Annotated in this window: 21 protein-coding genes; 9 read left to right on the top strand and 12 right to left on the bottom strand. The window is 55.2% G+C overall.

Translation table 11 applies throughout. The annotated features are described in order from the left end of the window. The first annotated feature begins 84 nt into the window (after positions 1–84). Positions 85–474 (top strand): acyl-CoA thioesterase, encoded by a 390-nt coding sequence (locus IFJ82_RS10475; RefSeq protein WP_003619330.1) that lies wholly within the window; start codon positions 85–87, stop codon positions 472–474. Between the two features lie 175 nt (positions 475–649). Here IFJ82_RS10475 and IFJ82_RS10470 read toward each other — a convergent pair whose 3' ends face one another. Beyond that, positions 650–2,689, bottom strand: a complete 2,040-nt coding sequence (locus IFJ82_RS10470; protein ID WP_192264484.1) for an FUSC family protein — start codon at positions 2,687–2,689, stop codon at positions 650–652. Positions 2,690–2,946: 257 nt separating this feature from the next. Here IFJ82_RS10470 and IFJ82_RS10465 point away from each other — a divergent pair, with 257 nt between their 5' ends. Next, positions 2,947–3,141 (top strand): hypothetical protein, encoded by a 195-nt coding sequence (locus tag IFJ82_RS10465; protein ID WP_192264481.1) that lies wholly within the window; start codon positions 2,947–2,949, stop codon positions 3,139–3,141. A gap of 169 nt (positions 3,142–3,310) precedes the next feature. Then, positions 3,311–3,535 carry a hypothetical protein gene (locus IFJ82_RS10460; protein ID WP_192264478.1) on the top strand — a complete coding sequence of 75 codons (225 nt, stop codon included), beginning with the start codon at positions 3,311–3,313 and terminating at the stop codon, positions 3,533–3,535. 1 nt (position 3,536) lies between these two features. Here IFJ82_RS10460 and ddpX read toward each other — a convergent pair whose 3' ends face one another. The 3 genes from ddpX to IFJ82_RS10445 all read right to left on the bottom strand — a co-directional run bounded on the left by ddpX (position 3,537) and on the right by IFJ82_RS10445 (position 6,471). Continuing rightward, complete coding sequence (ddpX, locus tag IFJ82_RS10455; protein ID WP_003619336.1) at positions 3,537–4,088, bottom strand: D-alanyl-D-alanine dipeptidase; 552 nt, start codon at positions 4,086–4,088, stop codon at positions 3,537–3,539. A 132-nt stretch (positions 4,089–4,220) separates the two neighbouring features. Further along, a complete protein-coding gene (locus IFJ82_RS10450; protein WP_003619339.1) occupies positions 4,221–4,835 on the bottom strand; it encodes a hypothetical protein in 615 nt (204 codons plus the stop codon). A 118-nt stretch (positions 4,836–4,953) separates the two neighbouring features. Further along, positions 4,954–6,471 carry an aminotransferase class V-fold PLP-dependent enzyme gene (locus IFJ82_RS10445; RefSeq protein ID WP_192264475.1) on the bottom strand — a complete coding sequence of 506 codons (1,518 nt, stop codon included), beginning with the start codon at positions 6,469–6,471 and terminating at the stop codon, positions 4,954–4,956. Positions 6,472–6,581: 110 nt separating this feature from the next. On the opposite strand from IFJ82_RS10445, the gene IFJ82_RS10440 reads away from it, so the two are divergent. Further along, positions 6,582–7,046, top strand: coding sequence for an Lrp/AsnC family transcriptional regulator (locus IFJ82_RS10440; protein ID WP_040510685.1), 465 nt, complete (start codon positions 6,582–6,584; stop codon positions 7,044–7,046). A gap of 40 nt (positions 7,047–7,086) precedes the next feature. Next, positions 7,087–7,758 (top strand): SCO family protein, encoded by a 672-nt coding sequence (locus IFJ82_RS10435; RefSeq protein ID WP_075595164.1) that lies wholly within the window; start codon positions 7,087–7,089, stop codon positions 7,756–7,758. Positions 7,759–8,007: 249 nt separating this feature from the next. Here IFJ82_RS10435 and IFJ82_RS10430 read toward each other — a convergent pair whose 3' ends face one another. The 3 genes from IFJ82_RS10430 to IFJ82_RS10420 all read right to left on the bottom strand — a co-directional run bounded on the left by IFJ82_RS10430 (position 8,008) and on the right by IFJ82_RS10420 (position 12,244). Further along, positions 8,008–9,417, bottom strand: a complete 1,410-nt coding sequence (locus IFJ82_RS10430) for a PepSY-associated TM helix domain-containing protein (protein ID WP_192264473.1) — start codon at positions 9,415–9,417, stop codon at positions 8,008–8,010. Positions 9,418–9,427: 10 nt separating this feature from the next. Beyond that, positions 9,428–11,785 (bottom strand): TonB-dependent receptor family protein, encoded by a 2,358-nt coding sequence (locus IFJ82_RS10425; protein WP_192264470.1) that lies wholly within the window; start codon positions 11,783–11,785, stop codon positions 9,428–9,430. 66 nt (positions 11,786–11,851) lie between these two features. Continuing rightward, the gene (locus tag IFJ82_RS10420) at positions 11,852–12,244 is read right to left on the bottom strand and encodes a hypothetical protein (protein WP_062809236.1); all 393 of its coding nucleotides are present in this window, start codon (positions 12,242–12,244) and stop codon (positions 11,852–11,854) included. A 469-nt stretch (positions 12,245–12,713) separates the two neighbouring features. Here IFJ82_RS10420 and IFJ82_RS10415 point away from each other — a divergent pair, with 469 nt between their 5' ends. Both IFJ82_RS10415 and IFJ82_RS10410 read left to right on the top strand, forming a co-directional pair. After that, complete coding sequence (locus tag IFJ82_RS10415; RefSeq protein WP_062809235.1) at positions 12,714–12,929, top strand: hypothetical protein; 216 nt, start codon at positions 12,714–12,716, stop codon at positions 12,927–12,929. 790 nt (positions 12,930–13,719) lie between these two features. Then, positions 13,720–14,025, top strand: a complete 306-nt coding sequence (locus IFJ82_RS10410; protein ID WP_003619358.1) for a hypothetical protein — start codon at positions 13,720–13,722, stop codon at positions 14,023–14,025. 64 nt (positions 14,026–14,089) lie between these two features. Here the strand turns inward: IFJ82_RS10410 and IFJ82_RS10405 are convergent, their stop codons facing one another. Further along, on the bottom strand, positions 14,090–16,501 hold the full coding sequence (locus tag IFJ82_RS10405; protein WP_192264467.1) for a mechanosensitive ion channel family protein: 2,412 nt from the start codon (positions 16,499–16,501) through the stop codon (positions 14,090–14,092). A gap of 815 nt (positions 16,502–17,316) precedes the next feature. Here IFJ82_RS10405 and IFJ82_RS10400 point away from each other — a divergent pair. Then, positions 17,317–17,523: a cold-shock protein gene (locus tag IFJ82_RS10400; RefSeq protein WP_003619363.1), complete on the top strand. Its 207-nt coding sequence runs from the start codon at positions 17,317–17,319 to the stop codon at positions 17,521–17,523. A 773-nt stretch (positions 17,524–18,296) separates the two neighbouring features. On the opposite strand, the gene IFJ82_RS10395 is transcribed toward IFJ82_RS10400, so the two are convergent. The 4 genes from IFJ82_RS10395 to IFJ82_RS10380 all read right to left on the bottom strand — a co-directional run bounded on the left by IFJ82_RS10395 (position 18,297) and on the right by IFJ82_RS10380 (position 23,546). Continuing rightward, on the bottom strand, positions 18,297–19,808 hold the full coding sequence (locus IFJ82_RS10395; protein WP_062809958.1) for a sodium:solute symporter family protein: 1,512 nt from the start codon (positions 19,806–19,808) through the stop codon (positions 18,297–18,299). Further along, positions 19,805–19,981, bottom strand: coding sequence for a DUF3311 domain-containing protein (locus IFJ82_RS10390; protein WP_075595412.1), 177 nt, complete (start codon positions 19,979–19,981; stop codon positions 19,805–19,807). The genes IFJ82_RS10395 and IFJ82_RS10390 overlap by 4 nt, the downstream gene beginning before the upstream one ends. 162 nt (positions 19,982–20,143) lie before the next feature. Next, positions 20,144–21,538, bottom strand: a complete 1,395-nt coding sequence (locus tag IFJ82_RS10385; protein WP_192264465.1) for an efflux transporter outer membrane subunit — start codon at positions 21,536–21,538, stop codon at positions 20,144–20,146. Between the two features lie 319 nt (positions 21,539–21,857). Beyond that, positions 21,858–23,546, bottom strand: coding sequence for a carbohydrate porin (locus IFJ82_RS10380; protein WP_192264462.1), 1,689 nt, complete (start codon positions 23,544–23,546; stop codon positions 21,858–21,860). 500 nt (positions 23,547–24,046) lie between these two features. Here IFJ82_RS10380 and glgX point away from each other — a divergent pair, with 500 nt between their 5' ends. Next, positions 24,047–26,167, top strand: a complete 2,121-nt coding sequence (gene glgX, locus IFJ82_RS10375) for a glycogen debranching protein GlgX (protein WP_003619371.1) — start codon at positions 24,047–24,049, stop codon at positions 26,165–26,167. Positions 26,168–26,209 lie beyond the last annotated feature (42 nt).

The raw sequence follows: 26,209 nt of genomic DNA, 5'->3' as shown, positions 1-26,209 counted from the left end.
TCGTCCTACATGAAAAAGGTATGTGCCGGGAAACGTTTTTCCTGTTGGGAATAATGATGGCAGCCTTTTGACAGAGGGAAGCCCATGCACGAAGACGACGCCAAGCCATCTGGTGAACTGACCATCCGTGTCGTGGCAATGCCCGCGGACACCAACCCGGCAGGGGACATCTTTGGCGGCTGGCTGATGTCGCAGATGGACCTTGCCGCCAGCACGACCGCCGCCCTGTGTGCGGGGGGACGCTGCGCGACGGTTGCGATCGACCGTGTTGTGTTCCATCGCCCCGTATCGGTGGGGGACGAGGTCAGCATTTATACCCACCTGACGAAACAGGGGCGTACCTCCATGACCATCGCTGTGGAGGCATGGCGCAGGGTGCGCCGCGCAAGCCAGCGGCAGAAAGTGACGGAAGGACACTTTGTTTTTGTCGCCCTTGACGAAAACGGGCGCCCGCGTCCTGTGGATGCCCCCTGACGCGGCAGAGAAGTTAGAGATTGTTTGAAAACAACTCATTGATAAAAGATAAGAAAAGTTCTTGGGTGCCGCCTTTTTCAAAAAGGCGGTGTCTTCTAAAGATTTTTAGAAAAAGCTTCACCAAAAACCTTTATAATTACAGTATGTTATCAAGCCTGACTTTTTAAACAGTCTCTTACGATGTACGGGTATCTTCGCCCACGGGCGTCATATCATGCAGCATCGCGGCCATTTCATCCAGGGAGGGGAGGGTGCGATGCGGTGGGGAGACGATTTCGGGCCATTCCATCTGGCGCATGACCTGTGCAAACCGTGCCGGTGTGGTTGCCTCCGCGCTGGAGGGGGACAGGGAGCGTTCCATCCAGTTGACACTGGCCATTCCCGCCATCTGGCGCAGGGCAAACAGGATCTGTTCCGCCCGGTCCAGGCGGGCGGATCTGTGCAATCCTTCCAGCCGGGTCTGCTGGCACTGGATTTCGGCCCGGGTGCTTGTGGTGCCTGCCATGCGGCGGGCCTGTTCGATTTTGTCACGTTCGGCCTCATGCGTGCCGGTCGCCATGACGGCGTAGCGGATATTGGCGATAAAGGCTTCCGCCACCTGGGTCGCCAGGGCAGGGCCGCGGCGTTCGGGCCAGAGCACAAGGCATCCCGCCAGCCCGACAAGGCTGCCGATGATGTTATTGACCGATCGTGCCATGCCCACATCCCATCCTGCGCCTGGACTGACAAGGTCCGTAACCAGGACGAACAGTTGCGTCATGAACAGGACAAGCAGTGTGTAATTGACCGCCCGTAATGCAATCGTTGCCGCAGCCAGCGGGAAAATCAGCACGAGGATCAGCCACATGGGCAGCACGACGCCCATGATGGCAGCCAGCAACCCGCCCGCGATGCTGCCCACGACACGTTCGATCGTGCGGGGCAGGGTGATCACGCCCTGTGGCTGCATGACCACGACCACCGCCATCATGGCCCAGTAGGCATAGGGCAGGGAGAATTCCCGTGTGATGCCATAAGCCACCAGCACCGATACCGACAGGCGCATGGCGTGGCGCAGTACCATCGGCCATCCGCGCCATCGTGCCTGATGCGCCGTCCGCCCCCCGTCATGGATCACGGGGTGCTGACGTGGTGTTTCAGACAACGTGAAGAGCAGGTCGCGCAGGGCCGTGGCACATGTGCGTGCGCCACGGCCATAAAGGCTGTTTTCATGGGCGCAGAGCATATCAATCCGCGCGATATGGCGTTGTAGCGCCATCGTATCGGGGGTGGGTTGACCCACCACCCGGGCCGCACGTTCAAGCATGACCATCAGATGACGCAGGATACGGCGCGTCATCGGCGATGGCGGTGCCAGCAGGACCGCATGTTCAAAAGCGATCAGGACCACGAAAATCCGATCGCATATTTCCAGTGTGGGCAACAAAACGGCGCGTGTCTGGCTGCCTGCGGCATCTGGTGACAGGATTTCGATGCGTGCGCGGGTCCGTTCGATGCGACTGCGGATTTCGCGACGATAGGCACCAATCGAAGTGCGCGCACCGCTTATGCCAGCCATACCCTGACGCGGTGGGATCACCATGCGTCGGGTCATGCGCCCTTCTTCGCGAAATATTTCTGCACAGGCTTGGCGCAGTGGGGCATATGCATCCACGGGCCATGCAATGGTACAGACCACCACGGCCCATCCGGCCCCCAGTGCAAACAACCCGGCCAGTACAAGCGCACCATGTGGTGGCATGGGATAACAGATGGCCACGACCGCCACGATGGCGGCCAGTACCCCGATCTGCGTCGCGGTGGCGCCACGCAGACGGCTCAATCCGCAGCACAGGACAATCACCGCCAGTAATGGTGCGGCCAGCACGGGACCATACCCCGCCGCCATGGACATTATGGCGGCAATTACAGTGCCCATCGTGCCGAATGTCAGCAACGTACGCAGCCGGGCGACCAGCGGGCCACCAGGATCGACCAGGCAGGTCCAGAACGCGGCAAAGGCCGACCAGGCCATCAGCGGCATCTGCAACGTCAGCGCAAGCGCCATCATGATGCCGACCGCCACCGCCGCACGCAGCCCTTCGCGCAGGGCAATCTGTTCGGGCGCCATGCTGATGGCCCGTATGCCCAGCCAGTGCGTCAGGCGGGTGGGCGTCAGTCGGCGCGACAGGGTGCGCAGGGGGCCATACTGGCGTGGGCGTAGTTTTGTCTTCATGGACTACCGCATAAATGGAGGCACGAAAGTAAAGTGTAGGCTGGCATGGTCGGTCTGTTGCAGGTTCCTATCATGAAAGAACAGGCTGACACGATAACTGTCGATTGTTTCATGAAAGAAAAAATACCGACGTAGCCGATTTATCAACATATTCCCGCCATCATAAGGGGACCGCGTGGGATTCTGGCCGTCAAGGTGCATTGTTGATCCATCGGGGGCAGGCAATGTGGCTGCCTGCGTCATCAGGGAATGGCGGAGTGCTGATAAAGCCCGATATCGTGTCGCTGGCGCTGATGCCATCCGTGATCGGAAATGTGCCAGATGCTGTCTGTATGGTGCGTGACCTGTCGGATATGCTTTTGGTGCCTGCTGCCTTTATTCATGTTGTGGTGCGCAATGGTGGCGCTACGCTTCCCCCGATATCATGCCTGCCCTGCCTGAACCGGAGCTGAGTACGCTCAACGGTTTTGTAAATGACTGCACTTGATCCAAAGTTAAGCTTAAGCATGACGAAAGCCATGGTCCACATCCCGGACGCCATGACCGATGATATGATGATTGCGTTCCTGCTGGCACTCAGTCATTGTTGGGGGCGGTCCGACAGGAACTGCCCCGCATCGCGTGTGGCAGCATGGCGACGGGAATGTGCTGTCTATGGGCCGGTATGATGGGGGGGCAGGCCGGATGCCGTCCCCCGATGCCCATGCTGGCGGTGGAAACTGTCATGATCCAGCCCCATCGTATCAGCGCCACGATGGAAATGCGCCGGGCGATGGGAAGCAGGTGCAGGATAATCCCGCCGCATTTGATGCGGGCAGCGCACGTTCCTGCGCTGTGGACCGATGACCTATAGAGGCCCTTCGGGCACGTCCGCTGCCGACAGGACCGGCAGGGCATCGCCATCGGGCAGGTTGTAATGCCACCATTCCGGCTCATAACTGTCCCACCCCGCCGCACTCATCAGCCCGAGCAGGAGGGCACGGTTGCGGATCACCTCAGCCGACAGGCCCTCAAGCGCGCCATGGGCCGAGAGTGGGGTTACGGCATCGAACCCGGTTCCCATGGGCAGGTCCTCCCCCGTGGCAAGGTCGAACAGCGTCAGGTCAAGTGCGATGCCACGTGGATGGGTGCCGCCAAGGGCCGGGTCGGCTACAAACGTCTTGTCCGATACCGCGTCCCACAGGATGGATTGCACTTCGATGGGGCGAAATGCATCGAATATCCGAAAGCCAAGTCCCAGGACCTGCGCGCGGGCAAGTGCGCGGACAAAGGCCGCATGTGCCTCCCGATGCAACAGGGCAACAGGGCGGGCATAGACCGCACGACCGACAAAATTATTGTCCGAAGCATAGCGGATGTCGAGAATGACCCCCGCAGTTTCCTTAATGGGCAGTAACATGCATATCCGTCCCGTCTGCTGTATCAATTAAGGGAATGTTCGCAAAAATTTCAAACGAACTATATTAAAAAAATCTGGAAAGTATATTTCGAACCCTATGCAGGCTATTCCCTTTGTGGGGAAGGCCTTGTCCTACTTTATACCCATTTCATCCTTCATTTTCCGTATTTCCACTTCGTTTTCATAGGCGACCATCTGGGGCCGCATATGGGCGAACAGGATCTGGTCGTTACGGATCACCATTTTTCGCAGGTGCCAGAACTGTTCGGCATCCATGATCAGCGTGCGCGAAATGCCATCAAGGGCGTCAACCTGGATATATTCAAGGTGCTTTTCCAGATCCCTGTATGTTTCCTCGGCAAAGATGGGGACGAAGCAGAGTTCCAGATGGCACGGAATCCCTGAATAGGGTGTAATATTCAGACCATCAAAGACCTTGATGCGGCTGATATCGAATTTTGTGAACTGTTTCAGAAGCCACGCCTTTTCCTCCTGGGTGGCCATCTGGTCAAAATCCTTGAGATGCACGTCAAGGAACACGCTCTGGTCACGGACGACCGTCTGGTTCACTTCATCCAGTTGTTGGACATAGGCGGCCTCTTCCTGTGAATGTTTCATCAGGATGTTATGCCTGGCGAAATCCACGTCCCGGTTGTCCGACCACAGGAAATAACCGCCCATCAGCAACAGGATCGACAGACCGGTCACGCCCGCCGCGATCAGTAGCAGGTTGCGCTTGATATACAACAAAATCCCCTATCGCGCATTGTGCGTCACAAGCGGGCATCGTATCCGTGAACCTGCCGTTCAGGCAATCCGTATCAGCATGGCCGGGTCCTGTTGCGGTGTCCTGTCGCGCGCATATTTACGCAACACCGCCCCCTGCATATCGCGACAGTGTCGCGATGGGCGGTGGTGTTACCCCTGCACGGGCGGTAAAGCGCGCGGTGCTGGTGTCGCACGCATACAGGGATGCGGCCTGTCTGCTGTCGCGGGCAAGGGTATCGACTGCATGGATGATCTTATCTGCCTTTGCGTCATCCATCAGGACACTGAAATTGAGGCGTACCCATCCTGGCTTGTCAATTTCCTGCCCGGACAGGATGGCCGTGCGCAACAGGTCCGAATGTGCCTGCTCAATGCCCATCAGGCGATGCGCATATGGTCCTGCGCAGGCGCATCCTCCGCGTGCCTGAATGCCGAAAAGGTCCGAGAGCATGCGGGTAAATAATTGCTGATGGATGGGTTCGCCCGTCTCCGGGTCGCGCACCTGAAACGAGAAGAAGGGCAGATGCGCATCGGCCCGCGGGTTGCCAAGGATACGCAGCGACGGATTGGTGGACCATACGGATAATGCACGTTGCCGTAACCGGGCATGGCGTGCGTCCATCGTATCCTGTCCTATGGCGTCCTTGACCATGAAGGCCAGCGCCGCGCGGATGTCGCCGATGACATTGGGGGTGCCGGCTTCCTCCCGGCTGATCGGGCTTTGGGAATAATCATGCCCCCATGGGGAGACGAAGCGCACAGTCCCGCCCCCAGGCATGGTGGGACGTGACCGGCGCAGGGCTGCGTTGCGCACGATCATGACACCGGAAGATGCCGGGCCACCAATGAATTTATGCGGCGACAGGACCACCGCGTCCTTTTCCCACGGGGTCTGCGCCATCATGTCCACCGGCAGGTAGGGGCCACCCCCGGCATAATCCCATACAGCCAGCGCCCCATGACGGCGGAGGAGCGCAGTGGTCGCGTTGGCATCGGTGATGATGCCCGTAACGTTGGAGGCGATCGAGAATGCCCCGACCCTGATCCTGTCGGGCGATGTGGCGCACAGGGCGCGTTCAAGGGCGGCAAGGTCAGGGCCGCCGGTCTGTGCCTCGGGGATTTCGATGACCTCGGCGCCACTTTCGCGCCACGGCAGGATGTTGGAGTGATGTTCATATGGCCCGATGAAAACAATCGGCCTGCCCACGTCCCCATTGTCGCCGTTCGGCCCTACGCCCAGCAGGTGGACAAGACGATTGATCCCTGCGGTGGCGCCCGACCCGGTGAAAATGACCGAAAATCCATCATCCGCACCGCACAGCCGGGCAATTTCCCCCCTGGCGCGGGCGCGCATGCGGGTCATGTAAGCGCCACAGAAGGACGCTTCGGTATGGCTGTTGGCATAATAGGGGAGGACATGGGTTGCGATGAACGCCTCCACCTGTCGCAGGGGACGACCTGAAGCCACGTAATCGGCATAGATCAGCCCATGCGGCCCAAAAGGGCCGGGGATCATGATACCTTCCCCGATCAGGCCCGCGCGCAGCAGCGCCAAGGTGTCCCCTTCACGCAGGCTGGCGGCAAAGGAGGCATAGAGGGTGGCTTCGTCCTGCATCTGTCGGTTTTCCCGTGAATGTCGTGCTGCGCAGAGCCTATCTGTTTGTACAGGAGGTATTTTCCCATTTTCTGCTTTATTTTTGTATTTTTGTGGTCATATGATCTGAAATGACTAAAGAAATGGATCATTTTGATCGTTGCATCCTGCAGGCCCTGCAAAATGATGCCGGCCTGTCGCAACGTGAACTGGCCGATCGTGTGGGGCTGTCGCAAAATGCCTGCTGGCGGCGGGTGCAGGCCCTGCGTGAAAGGAAGGTCATCACCGGGCAGACCGTGCGTCTTGACCCGGACAGGATGGGCCTTGGGCTGACGGTATTCGTCATGGTGCGTACCCGGCATCATTCACGTGAATGGCTGCAGAAATTCCGCATGATCGTCATGGGCATCCCCAATGTGATCGATTTTTACCGCATCGCAGGCGATTATGATTATATGCTCAAGATCATGTCAGAGGACATGAACGCGTTCGATGCGATCTACCAACGGCTTATCGAACAGATCGAACTGGACTCCATCACGTCGTACATCACGATGGAAGCCATCGCCAATAACCGCGACCTGCCCGTACGCTGAATTCGTGGCGTTGCGTGCGCGGATGGGGTAGTGGGAGGACATGAAGGGACCATCATCTTCTTCCGCCAGGGCGCGTGCGCGAAAGGACGGGCGTGGCGTTGCGGCGGCCGTGCGTAAACGGCGCGAACGCCGTGCATTGTTGGGATTGGCGGCGGCAACCGCGATCCTGTTATGCGCGGCGGCGGGTTTTCGTGCCCTGATCGCAAACCGGCCGGTGGAGGAAATCGGTGGTCCTTATACCCTGCTGGATGATACGAACCATGTCGTGACGCAGCAATCGTTCCATGGACGTTATACGTTGCTGTATTTCGGCTATACTCACTGCCTTGATGTCTGCCCGCTGACGCTTGCGACCGTGACGGCGGCGCTGGATCGGCTTGGTGCGCGTGGGGCGCAGGTTGTGCCGGTTTTCATTTCCATCGACCCGGCACGTGACACGCCTGCGCGTGTCCATGATTATGTCACATCCTTTTCCCCGCGTATTACTGGCCTGACAGGTGACCCGCAGGCGATCCATGCCGTGGCTGCGGAATTTCACGTGATGGTCCGCCCACGACAGGCCACGCCTGCCACCGCCGGGAATTATCAACTGGATCATAGTTCGATGCTGTTCCTGATGGATGGGCAGAACCATATGGTGTCCATGTTTCCCGTGGATTCCAGTGCGGAGGAAATTGCCACACGGTTACGCAATCTCCTGCCCGCAGGGTAAGAGAGTGTTTAAAAACAAATCATTGATAAAAAACGAGAAAAGTTTCTTGACGCCGCCTTTTTTCAAAAAAGGCGGCGTCTTCTGAATCTTTTTGGGAAAAGCTTCACCAAAAACCTTTATCATTTCAGGATGTTGTCAAGCCTGACTGTTTCAAACAGTCTTGAAGAAAATAAAGGTTAAGTGGTGCCGTGTTTTTTCAGGCAGGAGATCTCCTTTTGAAAGCCTGCGAAAAAATCTTCATCAAAAAAACTATGATTTATCGGCTGAGTTTCTGTCGGGGTTCGTCAGGGCGCATAGCAGGACAATCACCATTAGTGCGGCACCGAGTTCCGGCAGGACAATCCCCATCACCACAATGCAGGTGATGGTTGCCCCCCCCATATGTCCGTCGCGCACCGATGGCGGGATACCGATATGGCCCGGTGGCCTGCGACGGCTCCACATTACGAAGGCGGCAATACTCATCGCCAGCAGGCCGAGTGCAACCACAAGGTTGATGATCTGGTTGGCAATCCCGAACAGTTGGCCTTCATGGGCGGCCACCCCATAGCCGATTACCCGATCTACGATCGGTTTGTCCGCGAATGTGTCGCGCCCTACGACCTGCCCGTCGGGGGTGATGCGCACCGTCATGCGCCAGGGGCGGTCCTGTGTATCGGAACGCACCTGCCATGGTTGTCCGGCCTGTGGCGGGGGGGTAAGCAGCACGGGATAGCGCAGGCCGAGCGTCGCCCCCGTCAGCGCAACCCTGTCAAAAGCGGCCTCATCCAGGGGAGGAACCGGTGCGGTGGCGACGGGGGGCATATCCATACCAGGCATGGAGGACATACCCTTCATGCCTGTCATCGTGTCCGGTACGGGGGGCGTGGCAGGTGTCCCCGCGATGGTGTCGCGCACGCGGACATGACCGATTTCCCAATCCTGTATTGTTGTGATGCGACCAATGGTTTTTTCAACGGATTGCAGCGCGTGCCCCCATACAAACGACCAGGGCAGGCCGGATGCAAGGAACAGTATGACAAAGAGCGAAAGCCATGCGCCGGTGACGGCATGCAGATCGCGCAGGCGTGTCCGCCCCCGCGCGTTGAGGCGGGGATATACCACGCCGCCGGTTTGTCCTTTGCGCCCGCGTGGCCACCATAGATACAGGCCGGTTACAATCAGAACGATTGTCCACGATGCCACCATTTCCACGATTACGGAACCGACATTGCCAAGTAGCAACTGCCCATGCAGGTTGAAAATAATACGCTCGAAACGGTGTTCTTCAGAAACATGCTTTAATATCTTAAGCGAGTGGGGATCGACATAGACACGTACCGCATCGGCCCCATGGCTTACGATCACACGTGTGGCGCTGTGTGCCGTGCGTGGCAGTTCATAGGCCAGGAGATGCGATCCTGGCACCGCCGACAGGGCGGCTGCGACCACCTGTGACGGGGGGGCGTTATTGCCCCCCGTGGCGAGATGTTCGTAACGCCAGTCGATCAGGTCATCAACCTGTGGCTTGAACAGATAGATGCCACCCGTCAGGGACAGGAAGGCCACAAAAGGCAGGCAAAGCAGGCCGGCAAGGAAATGCCATCGCCAGACCATACGATAATCGGGCCACAGCGCGCGCATTATGCGGTGGCGGGCACCGTTATGGGGGATATTCATCAATCTATCCTCAGAAACGGACCTTCACGCCGCCATAAAAGGCGCGTGGGGAACCGGCGTAGATCGAGCCTGTACGGGTCGCAAGAACAGCCGCCCCCGCATTATGCCCATTTGATGCAAGCACATCGGTAATATTGGTTGCCCCGGCGATGTAGGTCTGGTTGGCCACGTTCTGTATTTCGAAAAAACCATGCAGATGACGTATCCATCCGAAACGTGCAGGGGGATCGTAATGCAGTTCAAGGTTGAGCAGTGCGTATCCTGGCGCCTTGAGAAGATTGGCATTATCCAGCCAGTAATCCCCGCGCCATGTCACCTCGGCATAACCACCCAGTCCCTGTAAGGGGCCGCTTGGCTGGTCATACAGAAGGCGGGCATTGAGAAAATGCGGAATGACGCCCGGAATGCTGTTCCCGGAGCGGTCAAGCGCGCGTGACATCGTGCTGTTGGAAAGGACTTCGGTATAACGGGTATAGATCTGGTTGTCATAGGTGTAGCTCAGCATGACCCTGGCCCCTGACAGCGCGCGTGGCAGGGGTGTCCATGTCGCCCCGACTTCCACGCCGCGATGTTGTGACGCGGGAGCATTGAACGTATAGGCGCCCACCGTGTTCACCCCGGCTGACTGACTGACCAGTTCATTGCGGTAGAATTCGTAAAAACCCGTTGCCTGTATATTAATGGTGGAAGATGGATGCCATTCTGCCCCCAAGTCAAAGCCAAGGCTCGTTTCGCTCTTCAGCCGGGTATTGTTGCCATATGTGCCCTGCGGCGTGATGAAAAGGTTTGATGTGGTGGGGGTGGCATAGGCCGTGCCCACCCGTGTATGCAGCGTCCAGTTACGTGATGGCGCATAGGTCAGTGCGGCTTCGGGGGCAAGGTTGAAGAAATGCCGGTCAGCAGCGACAAGGCGGCGTGTGCTACCGCTGGCGCTGTTGGTCAAAAGGGTTTCCTGCGCCTCCAGACCTGAATAGGTGCCCCCCAGTCCGACCACGAGGTGCCATGCCCGTGCGAATTGCAGATCCTCTTGGAAATGCAGACCCGCGTTCCACTGGTGACTCCAGCTTGATTGCGTCAGTGCACCCTGACGTGCATGTCCGCCAGGGGCGACATTATAGACATTGGACAGGCCATCCAGGTCATCAAAGCTGATGCCCCCCGAACTGTTCAGCGCCATGCGACCGGGATGCGCCGTATTGGTGACCTCGCTGCTGGCAGCATAGGAATCATAGGGACCGGTATAGGCATAGGGTGACGTGGGCTGGTCGATATGTCGCTGGTCATAGGTGAACTGCGTCCGTACCGTGGTGGATGCGTTGATATCATGTTCCCACCGCACGCCCGCGACTGTCCGGCGGTCGAACCGGCCCAGCCCGGCAGCCTGCGGGCTGGTGGCGACACGCGCCCCATAACTACCGTTCGACAGCAGGCTGACTGTGGCGCATCCTGCGGCTGCATGGCTGGCATCGGCGCATCCCGACTGGAACGGGTTGGTGGTATATTGTGCAAGTGACAACCGTACCGGCAGGTGGGTATCGGTGATGTTGTTGACGAACTTTACGATCAGGCGGTCTGATGGCGTCAGGTTGACCCGAAGGCGCAGGTTTTCAGTCGAGGTCTGATAACCGCTGTTGGCGATGAAGCCATTTCCGCGCACGTCGCTGCCAAAGATGACAAGGTCATATTTCCGGCCCGACAGGCCCAGCGTGGCATAATTATTGACCATGCCGAAACTGCCGAAATCCGACCCGACCTCCAGCCCATGAATATCCGCGCCCCGGCGTGTGCGGAAATTGATTGCGCCATTGATTGCGTAATTGCCAAACACGGTGGAGGCCGGTCCCTGAAACACATCCACCCCGTCATAGGCATGCGGGTCGATCAGGTCGGAACGCGCCGTCCCATCGGGTTGGGTCATGGGAAAACCATCCTCCAGTACCTGGATGTTTTTCATGCCATAGGCCTGCCTGTCGCCCGAGCCGCGCACGGACACCACGACGTCACGTGGACCATTTCCTGCGACAAAGCTGACCCCGGGGATTGTGACCACCATGTCGGCCACGCTCTGACCCACATGACCGGCAAAGCTTTCGCGTGATGCGCTGTAGGTTGTCTGACCGGCGGGGCGTAGTGTCGCCGGGACATGTGATGTCCCGATTACAGTAATCCGTTCCCCCGCAATCCGTTCCCCCGCGCTGACTGAAGGTTTCGGCGCGCTGGTTGTGGTGTGGGTATGATGATGGGCCGCCCCATAATGATGGGGGGCGTCAGCGGCATGGGCGAGTGAAATCGCGGTGCAGGCCGCGAATGCCGCCATGCAGCCCGCGACGCGCGCAGGACGCCACGCCGCATTGAATGCACAATACATGGTTGAATAGACCTGAAATATGAATCGGGTGCGCCCGCACGATGGCGGGGCAATAAGGAAGGCGATTCAGTTCAGGTGAGGGGGGCCTTGCGGGCATAGTGGGGAATAGCGTGCACGTGGCGGGCCGCGCACTGGCGGGAATATCCACACCCCCGACAGCAGTGCCAGCATGTCGGGGCCCACTGGTACAGTTCCCAGCATCGGCGGGGCATCCAGCCCATGTGCTTCGGCCAGCAGGGTCGCCATATCGGTGGCAGGCAGGTGATGGGCGTGATGGCCATCATCTGGGGGCAGGTCGCCTTCGCACAGGATCGACAGCAGTGATTGCTGTTCGCCTTGCGAATGAAGCACATTATCCGGGGAAGCCAGTCCACCAAAGGCGATGCGACTGATCAGCGCCAGCAGGATCAGCGACCATGCGATAATGGTCGGGCCTCCCTGCTGCTGTCTGGCTGTCATTGCGTGGCCTTTATGGAAATGGTCGGACCAGCGGGAACATGTGGCTGGGCTGTCGCTATTTTGACCGGTGATGGAGGGCAAGGCAATTGCAAATTTCATGACCGTCCGTTCGATCAGGGGCGCCTGTATGGTGAGCATGGCATATCCACGATTCTCACGTCCATATGGCATGGAATTTGTAAAATTCACAACATGAATCGTGTATAAAAATATAAAACAAAAAAGAATGATATTTTTATTGACGCACTTTCAGTGCGCGCATATTCTTTGCCCATCGTTCATTCCCATGCCGGGATCAGGACAGGAAATACAGGTTCATGCCCCGTCTGACCGCACGAATGTGTCGCATCGGCCGATGTTACCTATCGAATATGCGTCCCTGGCCCACAGGGCGCATCTGGAAAGGATAGTCAGTGGCAATGCTGCTGGCATATGGCCTGTAATGACGGGCAGGAAAGGCAGTAAACCGATGCTTGAATCTCATATTATCGAAATCGACGGTACGTTTGTTGGAACGGTTATTGTGGAGCTGGATGGCAAGACCCGACGTTTTTATGCCACGCATGACAGTGTACGTTCATTTCATAACCGCTCGCTGTCGCATGATGATGACCTGACACAACAGGTGGCGCTTTCCTTTCGGCGCACCAGCCTGTCGCGACAGTTAACTGTGGAGTTCAACTGATTTGCAGGCGGTCAGAAAATTGATCCAAACCCGTTCTCTACATGCCCCTGCGGCGGCATCATGTCCAACGGGCAGGGGAGTAAGACACGACCATGCGGCAGTGGGTATGATCTGTGGCGCATTGTTTGTTTGGATCGTGCATTGTGCATGGACCGGGGCGTTGACGATGTCCGCCCTGTCCGATGCAACTGCGACATTTTTTCAGTATTGATGAGGCTGTTTGGAAAATATTTGGGAAATATAATGATATTTTCATAAGATATTATTTGAAAATCTAAAAGCAATAAGGTCGTGAAATTATAAAAGTTTTTGGTAAAGCTTTTTCTAAAAAGCTTCAGAAGACGCCGCCTTTTTGAAAAAAGTCAGCACCCAAAAACTTTTCTTTTTTTTAGGGGGTTTTTGAAAACAAGCCTTTGATAAACAGTAGGAAAAGATTTTTGATGTTTCCTTTCGATCGCAAGGCAACGTCTTTCAAAGGTTTTTGAAAAAAGATTCACCAAAAACTTTTATAATTTCACAATCTTATCGGATTTACATTCTTAAAAATTCTCTAAGGTTTTTCAAAAAATTCTTCAGGCAGCATGATATGACCGTCCTGCCTGCACGCCTCCTGCTTTGCAGCAGGCATGCGGGATTTCATGGCTGCATGGCGGTGGGGGCATGCAGGGCTGAATTGCGCTTGCGGGTTGTGTGGCGCACTTCTCTGGTCTGACGGGAAGGGTATAAAAGGCAGGCTGCGTTATAACGCGTAGTGTATGAAACCTTCTTCAGACCGGAATGGAAATTATTAATGTCAGTTCATGATAGCCTGCGTGAGGCAATTCAGAAAAAAGTTGTTGTTGGATTTGCTTTTAATGAAAAAAATTATATCGGTTCCCCGCATGCTCTGGGTGAAACCGATGGTGTCGCGCATGTCCTGATTTATCGTGGAGAAGATGCACATCAAAAAGGTGTTGCGCCGACCGGGCAGTGGAGTTGCCTGCCGCTGACGGGCATTTCCGATCTAAAGATGCTGCCGTCTGAACCTTTCCATGTCGGTCATCCTGATGCACATGACCTCAAGGGCTTGCATACGGTGGAAATTCGCGTGGCCTGATACCAGTTTTCCCTGCCTTGCCTCATGTAAGCGTGCAAGGCAGGGTGACGGAGATGCGCGGTGTTCAGGCGGTCTGCGGGGGAACCGCCTGTGGTCCTGCTTTCTGTCCAGATATTGGAGGCGTGGTGTCCTTCAGGTGGATATCCAGTGCCGAAGTCCCGGGTACGTTAGCCAGAAGATTGATGTTGCTGGGTGTTGGGAATTTTATTCCTTCCTTGTTCATCCTGACTGCAAGCCTGCTGTAATAAGCACGATAGACCGTCCATTTCGATCCGGGCGTCGTGCGGAAAGCCCCAAGGAAATTGGCCCCGTTGCCATCTGCCTGCTCGATCCCGAGGAAGGAGAATTCCGTCAGGATCAGGTGTCCGTAGCGCGTGGTTTTGCGCAGTTCTTCGAGTTCCTCATGCAGGATCGTGGCAACACGCTGCGGGTCTTCGCTCAGGTCGATCATGAAATTCGTGACCACAAGGTTATAATCGCGTGATGTATTGGCGATGGAGGAGACTTCGGAAAATGGGATGATATGCAGGTCTCCATTGACCGAACGCAGGCGCAACGTGCGGATCGACAGATGTTCGACGGTGCCGGAAATACCGCTTGCCGTAACCCAATCCCCCACCTGCACCGCATTTTCCGCCAGCATGAAGAACCCGGTGATGAAGTCCTTGACCAGGCTCTGCGCGCCAAAGGCGATGGCCGCGCCCATGATCCCCGCCCCTGTCAGCAGTGGAGCGACATTGATCCCGATCTGCGACAGTGTGGTCACTGCCACAATGATAACAATGATCGCCAGTAGCACCGTCTTGATAATGGGCAGGACGGTGCGCAGGCGACTGGCGCGGCCTTCCTGTGCGGTGGCATCGAAATGGTCGATCTGTTTCTGAAGTGCCGCATTGACGCCTTCCCATACGATGATCGCAATCGTATAGGCGACAAGGACCGTCAGGAGTGCGGCAATGATCTTGGTTCCAAGCCGTCCATGCAGGAAAAAATGGATGGCCGGCAGCCCCAGGGATTGCAGGAAAAGCACCATGGTCACGAAAGAAAGCAGGAAAGCCAGTGTTTTGCGCGCAATGGGGTAATAATGGTTCACGCGTGCCTGTAGGCCGGGATAGCGTGCCTCCAGCGTGGGAGAGATATGAAATAGACGATTTTGCAGGTTATAGGCCAATAATGAAAACAGCCGCGACAGGATGATGACAAGTGTCGTCAGGATGACCGTGCGGATGATCCATTCATATCCCCCGCTGATATGTGTTGCCCAGATCAGCCATAATGCGAAGTTGAAGAACATCGCCGGGACCCACCACAGATAGACGATCCGCCCCATGAACATCCAGAATGGCTGTTTGCGCAGACGTTCGGACGGTTGCAGGGCGGCCGCCACATGCATGCGTACCCGCCATGTAAAAATTGCTACAAGCACGTGTTCCACCAGGACCACAGTGCGAATGATCGCTTCTGTCCCACGTGCGGGCATGTCAAATACGCCACCAAGTGTGGACAGGCAGACCACAACCGAAGGGGCCGCCACAAGGAAATTGAGCCAGCGCGTCACCATGAAGGCCGTCTGGTCGGAGGCGTTGCACAGGCGGATGGCGGGCGAATGCGGAACGAACAGCGTTTCCATCAGCAGATACACTACGCGCGCGACGACATAGGCGTTTGTTAGTGTGATCGTGACAAGTGCCGCCTGGTGCGTAGTGGTCAGAAGGGAGGCAAAAGCATAACCCAATGCAAGGAACAGCCCCACCGGTAGCAGTTTTATCAAAAGATGCAGAAGGGAATATGGCACGCGCGCCAGCAGGCGTAATGTGGCGTGCTGCGCCTGTGCATCCTGTTGCTGGGCCTGTTGTGCATCCATATCATTCATGGCCTGTGGGGTGGCCGGGGATGCCGTCATGGCAAGGCGATGTTCGGTAGCGATGGCACGTGCCGTAACACTTTTGAGCGGGCGACGTAGCAGGAGGGAGATGACATGTTCTGCCATCAGGGCAATCAGCAGGATAAACGTCGCCCGTCCCACTGCATCAAGCATGATGCCGCGTGATTGCTGGTCGGCGAATACCGTGTGTGTCCAGTGCGCAACAAAGACAAGATCCCCAAACAGGGCGACGAAATGCTGGGCCTGTAGCAGCAGGCGATCGCGCAGGGACGACATGTCCTGCACAAAGTCGCTACCCAGGCTATCGGGTTGGACGGAAAGGGTATCCGTAGCGGTGGGCGAGGGGGATGCGTGGTGAGGGGAGGATGGGGGCGGCAACTGGGATACAAGGGCAGAGAGCGTATTTTCAAACGCAGCCCGCTTTTCAGGATCGTTGATGACCGACAATACCTGTTGCGCCTGCTCACGGCTAATGCCGGGGGCAGAAGCACCGTTATCGAGACCAGGGGCAGTGTCCTGCGCATGGGCGACACCATGGAGGCCCGCAAGTGAAAGCAGCAGGATCGCCATGATGGCAATGTGCTGGATCATGGGCGTAAGGACGCCCTGTATTATTGATGTCCGTTGCAACCGATTGGCGGAGGCCCCATCCTGACAAGCAATATCCATAGAATGACGCATGTTCCACGTTCCGTCCCGACAGCAAGGTTCAGCCTGTCCGTGGACATAAATGCGGGCCTTCATTCAGCGTGCCACACAGGCGGCATGCGTTATCGCAGAGATGGGCTGTAAACCGCATGCCTGAAAATGCTAGCCTGATATGCAATAAATTATTTTATTTTCCTGATTGTGGGATGGTATTTATTTCCCATCTCAATAGGTATTTTATCCATATATAATTAAAAATTAAATATATATTATATATAAAATTTAATTACCGAGCCTGATTTTGGATATGCTTCCCCTGCCGGTCCTGGGTGGTGATTGGGATGGTGCGGTGTCGGCATTCTTCCCCTCGGGAGAAAGCATGTGCAGATAGGGAAAGCGACTGGCAGGACTTTCACCTTCTGGACCGGGTCTGATATGTGGTCATGCGATCTTATTCACCTTGATGGCTGATTCTCTGGCGGATGAAAGTTCATATATTGACAAAAAAAGTTATTTTTTACAGTCCCCTGTAGCCGGATTTGATCCTTATTCCCGGCGCAGGCATGAAATATTCTGTGTCTGGAATAATAAAAACCGTGCATTTGAAAGCGCCTTGATTTATGTAAGGCCCACGGCTGAACTTTTCTGCCACGGTAAAGCTACTATGTGTCCAATCGGCACTGTTCGGTTTCTCCGCAAATGAAGGGTTTTAATCCATGCAAGGTCGCATGGCTGCCGGGTTATATAGGAGTCCTGTCATGGCTACAGGCACAGTTAAATGGTTCAACGCCCAAAAGGGTTTTGGCTTTCTTGAGGCGGATGACGGCACAGCAGACGTTTTCGTCCATATTAGCGCCGTGGAGCGCGCAGGCCTGCATGGTCTGAACGAAGGTCAGAAAGTGTCCTACGAACTGGAAACAGGTCGTAATGGCAAGACGTCGGCAGCAAACCTGCAGGTTGTCTGATTGCCATGGGAAAAAGGGGTGCTCTGGCGCCCCTTTTTTGTGCCTGTTGTAATAATATATAAGTAGTGTTGAATAAGCATAGATTTGATGCAGATGTGCTTGCTGTCAAGTTTTCTATTGGCACTATCCTCCTGATACATACTGGCTGTGATGTTGGTGTCTTACGTTTTTTTGGGTCAAGACATCCAATCTGGAAGCCCTGAATTGGCGTGTATGCGATATCTTTGTGTATCGTGTCACTTCTATCGTAATTGACAGATTATTTCAGGCTATTGTAAAATTTATTCGAAAATATCTGTTGCTTGCCAAGGGGTAAGTAGATCGTTTGCCGAAATCCGCATAAGCGTGATTTCTCTTATGGTGATATATTTTATGTGGGGCAGGATGCCTTGGATAAAATAGTATATCCGGTCGGTTCCTGCTGGTATTGGGAGGATCAGGCAACAGGTTGCCTGAATGAAGAAAATCAGTAAGCTATTGGAATTATAAATTACCTTCAATTATATGAAATTATTGCAAAAACAAGGTAATATATAAAATATTTTCTTATGAATTCTATTGTTTTCAAATCATCTTCATAGAGGTGCAGATACCGGTGAAGATGGCAGGGGAAAGTCCTGAATAAATAATCAATAGAAAATGGTCTGAAACCCTCCTATTTCATATATTTATGCAGTATAAAAAATCGGGCATTCCATTTTGTAAAAAGCGATGCCCTGGAATGATCCTTTCTCATTTAAAGGCGGGAGAAATGATCTCCCGCCTTGGCTGGATCATTTCCCCTGCGGTTCGGCAGGGAGTGCCATTGGTGATGCAGGGACACGCAGTGCGCGCATGGCCATAGAACAGCCCAGCGTCACGACAATATTTATTACAAGTGCCAGCAGGCCAGTGGAGACGGCAACCGTCATCGTGCCCGTGCCAATCGTGTGTAGTGGCTTCAACCCGTCAAGCCAGCATAACCACAACCCAACAACCGACCCGATGACCCACCCCGCGATCAATGCGGGCGCAGGCATACGCAGTGGCAGCAATCCCAGTACCAGCGCCGGGAAAGTTTGCAGGATTATCACTCCGCCCAGAAGCTGCAGGTCGATTGCAAATTTGGCGTTCAGGAACAGGACACACAGCAATGCACCTACCTTGATGCCAAAGCCTGCCATTCGTGCCCCTGCAACCGAATTCTTATGACCGGTCAGGATATTGTGCATAATCAGGTTGGCTGCGCCGATCGCCATGACTGATGCGGGCACCAGTGCCCCGATGGCGATGGCGGCAAAGCAGAACCCTGCAAACCATGACGGGAAGATCGCAAGGAAAAGCTGCGGCACAACCTGAGAGGATGAGGAGGTCACGATACCCGCCGCATGTGCCATCAGGCCAAGCATGGCGATCAGGCCCAGCACAATTGTATAGATCGGCAGGAAGACAGCGTTCTGCCGGATGGTATCGGCGGATTTTGCCGCAAGGATACCAGTCAGTGTGTGGGGATATAAGAATGCGGCAAAGGCGGAAGAAAGGGCCAGCGATGCGTAAGGAATGACCTGAGATGATGATAGCGGTTGCCCGTTTGTTGTTGCAGGCAGGTGCTGCGCCGCAACAGAAAACATGTGTCCATATCCGCCCAGATACATAGGCACGATCGTAACGGCGGCAAGGACCGCGATATAGATCATGACATCTTTGATGAATGCCGTCAGGGCGGGCGCATGCAGACCCCCAAGCCATGTATAGGCTGCAAGAGAGACAAAGGCGAAGACCAATGGCAGGGTGCCGGAAAAACCCAGCGCCTCGATTACGGTGCGGATGCCGATCAATTGCAGCGCGATGTAAGGCAGGACTGCGACCAGGCCGCTCAGGGCGATGGCAAGTTCCAGAGTGCGGCTGTTGAAACGTGCACGCACCACGTCTGCCGCCGTGGAATGGCCGCCATTACGCGCGATCGTCCACAGTCGTGGCATGACGGCGAAAATGAACGGATAGACGATGATGGTATAAGGCAGGGCGAAAAAGCCATAGGCCCCGGTTGAATAGACAAGGGCAGGAACGGCGATGACCGTATAGGCGGTATAGAAATCCCCCCCGACCAGGAACCATGTGATCCATGGGCCAAATGCGCGACCACCAAGGCCCCATTCATCGTTTCCCCCCGTGGTGGGACGTGTCCGCCCCCGTTGCAGCAGTGGGCGCCACAGGCGCACGGTGGTGCCGAGTACGATGGTGGCGACGAAAAAGAAGATGAAAACGCCAATTCCGGCCGCGCCGGGTAAGGGTGTCGTATTCATGAGCGTTTCCCCGTTTTCCATGCGCACCAGATCAGCACCGAGGTGACGGGCACCCATGCCAGTTGATACCAGTAAAAAAATGGGAAACCGAACAGAACCGGGTCCGTTCGGTTATATAGTGGAACCCATAACAGGCCCACGAAAGGGAGGAGAAGCAAACAGGCTTGTTTCATGCTGACCGTCTTTTTTGTTTTTAGTGGCCGTGCAAAAACATCTGAAAAATGCTTATGGATGTCAAGTATTAATGTTTGTATTTAAGTAATTACAATAAAATTACGATATAAATTGTGCGTCGCACAATGTCTGCATTACATTGGGATATGAAAAATACAGGCTCAGATACGGCTTTCCCATCCACTGCCTAGCGCGACATGCAGGTCAACCGTCCGGTGGAGCCAGTCAATATGGGCGCATAATTCAGTATCCTCGGCCCGCAGGGCGGACTGCTCTGTTTCCAGAACGTTCAGAAGATCTGAAATCCCGGCCTCGTAAAGTCTGCGGCTGCGCAGGTTGGCAAGACGGCTTTGCAATGCCGCCTGATGCAGCAGGTGTACATGGGTTTTCTTGCCATTCCATGCGACGATGGCGTCCTCTACCTCCCGCAGGGCGGTCAGAATCTGCTGATGGTAATGCAGTCGCCCTGCTTCGGCGATGGCCTGTGCCGACCTTACCCGTGCCTGCTGCTGTCCCCCATGCCCAAGAGGCAGTGATGTCATGGCAAGCGCCTGCCACGCCTGCGCCCCGGCCGCAAACAGTTGTGAAACGGTGGAGGCGTTGGGTGTATATGTCATCGGGATCACGATATTCGGATACATACCGGCCACCTCGGTCCCGATATCATCCGTTGCCTGGGCATAGATCCGTTCCGCCCGGCGTATGTCGGGCCGATGTCGCAGCAGGCGGACCGGCAATGTCCGTGGGGCAGGCGGCACGCGTGGCAATGGCACGGTGGTGGTCAGTTCCGCGCGCAATGCGCCCGGAATGCGCCCGACCAGGATTTCCAGTGTATGTATGCTCTGGCTGATCGTCTTGCACAGCGCCGCGCGTTGTGACTGTTGTGTGTGGAGCAGCGATGCCGTCTGTGCGACATGCAGCGTATTGCCCACCCCGGCTTGTTGAAGGCGTATGGCGCGGTCATATAGATGTCCGGCCGTGACGATATGCTGATTGATGATGTTCAGGCGGTGTTGCGTGCCCCGTAATGTCATATAGTTGCGTGCCACCTCCGCAAGCACAGTCAGCATGATGGCGTGCCGGTTCTCCTGTGCCTGTTCAACGGCCCGGTCGCGGGCATCAACCTGGTGGCGTATGCGTCCAAACAGGTCGATCTGCCAGCTTGCTCCAAATCCGTAAGACAGCAAAGAGGCATGTGGATCACGCGGCAGGTCATCCACATGCGGCATGGAATTCGACAGGCTTGTCGATTTCATCAGGTCGCCATTAAGGCTGCTGAAATCAATCTGTGGATACCATTGTGATGCCTCAATATCACGCAGCGCATGGGCAATCAGGACACGTTGCGCCGTGGCGCGGATATCGTGATTGTAATCAAAGGCAAGCGAGACCAGGCGATCAAGGATGGGATCATGGAACTGTTGCCACCACTGGACCAGTTCCTGTGGACGGAAATCCGGGTCGCGGGTATCATCTTCGTGATAATGCGCGGGTAGGAAAGCGTGTTCCGGGTGATAGTGGGGACCAACGGAACATGCACCAAGCAGGGTTGTCATGACAAAGGCAAGAATCAGGGGCGCAAAGAAAGCGCGATTCCAGAATTTTATTTTCCCTGCACTGAAACTTTCCATAAAAAAGTTATATACGGGAATATATTTCCTGTCTTTTTCTGGTTTATGTCAAATATTTGTCTGATTTTATCCTGTTGTGTTCGATTTGTGACAAAATGTGCCCATGAATGAAAAAAGTTAAAGATGGTCATAAAATCTCTGGTGACGGAGTCATGCGTAAAATATCAAGGAGTGTCGCCTTTTTGGATTGGGGCGACACATCAGGAAATTTATTGTAAATCAAATTATTGTTTCCAATAGACACTTACAGGTTTGCGATTACTTTCAGGCCGACGAGTGCTGCGTTAGGGATGTGGCGGGTTTCACCTGGATGGATCATGTATTCAAACTCAGGTTGGACCAGGACGCCGGGTGCGGCGTCGATTGCGTAATAGGCCTCGATGATATGCGAACTGGTCTGTGGTCCGCGCACGGCGGTGCCGAGGGAATAGCCAGCATTCTGGATCATGGTCTGGCCTTCTTCCTTGCGATGGCTGACATGATACCATGAATACATGATACCCAGCCGGTCCGTCATGCGTGACGGGATGACCGCCGCGAATGACAGGCCGCCATATGCTTCATCCGCAATGGATGTCACATGCGGGGTATTATGGATATATCCCGCCATCAGGTATCCACCCGCCATCTGGTTGCGCCCACCCCGGCGATAGATCATCTGGTCGCCTTCAAACCAGAACATATCCATCGGGGCAGAACGTTGCCGCCCGGCCTGGGCACGCAGGGCGGCAGGCAGGCTGACACCGATCTGATCGGGATAACGTGTGGTGTCGTGGGCATAACCCAGGACATAATGTCCCGGCAGGCGGTTGCGTGTCAGGAACGGCTGCCACGTGAATTCAACCGGCAGCATCAGGCCGGTCGCGGGTTCGCTGCCCCATGCCCAGCCGCTGGGATTGCTGGCGAGGGGACTGACCTCATATGCGCCAAACTGGATTGCTGTATCGCGTGTGGGGCGCAGGCGCAGGCGTGACCCCCAGGTGGCCTTGGGATAGACGCTGAAGCCTGGATCGAGTTTCAGGGCGACAGGGGCGGAACATGTCACCATGAATGAACACAGTAATGGCGAAGTTGCGAACACATGTGTCAGCGCCATACGTCCGAACGTGATGTCGAGGTGGTTGTTCAGCAGCTTTTTTTCCGCATAGAAATCAACCAGATGTGCGACCATATGTCCCGACAGGCCGTAAACCTCCTGCAGGTTGACGTAATATTCCCCCACCCGGTCATGGCTGACGGCACGGCCGGCGCGTTCCATGACCAATGTGTGGACTGACCATCCCGTCAGGTTCGCCATCTTTTCAAGGTCGAAGTTGACCTGCCCGGTCAATTCATGGACATAACTCATTCCACGCTGCACACCGCCATCAATGACGCCCATAGCCTCTCCCTTGTAGGTAAAAGCAAAGCTGACACCGTGGTTAAGCAGTGTGGACCTCACTCCCTTGAGTTGCGGGACAAGGTGGCCGGTGCCTGCCGTTGGGACATAATAAGGATCTTCGAGGTCGGTATCACGCAATGCATCAAGCGAGGCCGGAAGCATGCCGGAAGGCCCTTCATGATGGCTGAGCGCATCAAGTTCGATCTTATGGAACGATGTCTTGTCCCCTGGACTGTTGATGGGGGCCACGCTGAGGGGGGCAAGCCCTGCCGTGGGGATCAGTGGCACCCCGCTTGGGGGAATCGGGGTGTTGGGCGGGCGCTGGATGCTGCGTGGGGTGGGGCCGTACTCCTCGGCATTTTCATGCTTTGGTGGTAAGGTCGTTGTGATTGGCGCGCGTGATACCGTGGTGTCTGTAATTGGCTGTGACTGTGCGGGATGCGGCAGGGCAATTCCCGCAACTGTTGCCAGGATGGAACATATGAACGCAGGCAGCGCACAGGGCGACCGCGCGCCCGTGCGAAAGATGTACGGTGTCTTTTGCATGACCATGACAGTTCTTTTTTTTTATTATTGTCAGGTTTTATAAGGGATTATGTATGTCCCATATCGCCCCCATTATGCGGGGGCGTGTCATGGTGTGAATACTGCGTTCTCCTTGTTTATTCCAGACGGGGTCTGCCCCGATTGGGTGGGGCAGGACGCATGGGGACTGCCAGCGTGGGGCGTGGGAAGATCCGGGAACTGCAATGAGATGTCAGGCATAGTATTGTTTTTCTTTTTTTATGATTGGATGGGATCGTATCAAAAAAAACACCCCAGTCAAATAAATTAAATAACCTATAAGTTTTTTGCAATGCACAAAAAATATCCCCATGACTTGGGATATGCTCTGAAAAGACTCTTTTTCGGAAGTAAATGAATAAAGCATCAGGTTTTACTTCAGATGCTTGCAGATGGCATGACGATCACCTGAACAGGTCGTATCGCAACTGTTGTGCGCATGATGGGTTAGCCCGGATAAGGCATGATTTGCAGGGCAGGGAATTGTGATGGCCAATCCGCTTAATCCACGTTTGCGCGAAGGTTCTCCTTATCCCCGTGGGGCGACATGGGATGGGAAAGGAGTCAATTTTGCCCTCTTTTCCGCCCATGCCCATAAAGTGGAACTCTGTCTGTTTGATGAACGTGGGGAAAAGGAAGTCGAACGGATTACCCTGCCGGAATATACCGACCAGATCTTTCATGGCTGGGTCGCTGATGTGCGCCCGGGACAGTTTTATGGGTATCGCGTGTATGGGCCGTACGAGCCGGACGTGGGGCATCGCTTCAACCCGAACAAGTTGCTGCTCGATCCATATGCACGTGCGCATCTGGGGGATCTGAAATGGGATGAGGCGCTTTTTGGTTATACAATCGGGCATCGTGATGCGGACCTTAGTTTCGATACCCGCGACAGTGCCCCCTTTGTTCCGAAATGTGTGGTCATAGATCCGAATTTCGACTGGCGTGGACAATCGGGACGCAATCCGCTTCCATGGGACCAGACGGTTATTTATGAAGCCCATGTCAAGGGATATACGAAAAAGCATCCACTTGTTCCCGAGGGGCTGCGCGGGACCTATGCCGCGATGGCGGTGCGTGAGGTGCTGGAATATATAAAATCCCTTGGCGTAACGTCAGTCGAGCTTTTGCCCGTACACAGTTTCATCAGTGACGATCATCTCCTGAAGAAAGGGTTGTGCAATTACTGGGGATACAACACCATAGGTTTTTTTGCACCTGATCCCCGATATGCATCTGACCGTGCGCAATCCTTGCGGGAGTTCAAGGAAATGGTCTCGCAGATTCATGATGCCGGGTTGGAGGTCATACTTGATGTCGTCTACAACCACACTGCCGAAGGCAACGAACTTGGCCCGACATTATCGTTCCGGGGGATCGACAATGTTTCGTACTACCGCCTCGTTACAGATCGGCCACGATATTATGTGAATGATACGGGCACGGGAAATACCGTCAACCTGTCGCACCGGCGTGTCATACAGATGGTGACAGACAGCCTGCGTTATTGGGCTGATGAAATGCATGTCGATGGTTTTCGCTTTGACCTTGGGACCATATTGGCGCGTGAACCCAATGGTTTTGACAATCAGTCCGGTTTTCTCAAATCTTGTTCACAGGACCCGACGCTGGAGACGGTCAAGATGATTGCCGAACCATGGGATTGTGGCCCCGGCGGATACCAGGTGGGGGCGTTCCCGCCCGGCTGGGCCGAATGGAACGACCGGTTTCGCGATGATGTCCGCGAATACTGGAAAGGTACGCAATTGGCAAGCCGTCTGTCCCCGCGTCTTCTTGGTAGCCCGGACCTGTTTGACCATCAGGGGCGCAAGCCATGGTCGTGCGTCAATTTCATTACGGCCCATGACGGGTTCACGCTTAATGACTGCGTTTCGTACAATGACAAGCATAACGATGCAAACGCAGAGGAGAACCGCGACGGTTCATCGGACAATAATTCTAGCAATTATGGCGTGGAAGGCCCCACGTCCGATCCGCAGATCCTTGGAATCAGGGAACGCCAGATGCGCAACATGCTGGCGACCCTGCTGTTGTCACAGGGAACGCCGATGCTTCTGGCGGGCGATGAATTCGGACGCACACAGCAGGGGAACAATAATGCCTATTGTCAGGATAACGATATTTCGTGGGTGGACTGGTCGCTTCTGGAACGTAACGGGGCGCTTGTACGGTTTGTTTCGTATCTTGCCGCATTGCGCAGGCGGTTTCCCATCCTGCGGCGTGGGCGGTTTCTGACAGAAGCCTATAACAGCGAACTGGATATAAAGGAGCTGACATGGGTTAATGCATCGGGCAATGAAATGGTCGTTGCTGACTGGGATGTGACACGCTGCCTTGGCCTGATGCTGGATGGACGGGCACGCAGGACCGGGCTCATGAAGCGCGGGGAAGATGCAACCCTGCTGCTGGTGTTCAATTCATGGCATGAAGATGTGCAGTTCGTTCTGCCATCCGTATCGGAACAGCACTGGCGCGTGTTGCTGGATACGCATGTGACGCAGCCGGAGGAAGACAAGGAACCGGTCTTTACAGCCGGTGCTTCCTATTGCGTGGTGGCGCGTTCGGTTCTGCTGTTTGAACTTGTGTAAATTCATTTCAGAAAACGGAATGTATGTCGTGGTTATTCTTCT

The organism is Novacetimonas hansenii (genome assembly GCF_014843995.1).
Classification (GTDB): Bacteria; Pseudomonadota; Alphaproteobacteria; order Acetobacterales; family Acetobacteraceae; genus Novacetimonas; species Novacetimonas hansenii.
Note: the sequence above shows the minus strand (reverse complement) of the source record. Positions and strands in the feature narration are given on the sequence as shown.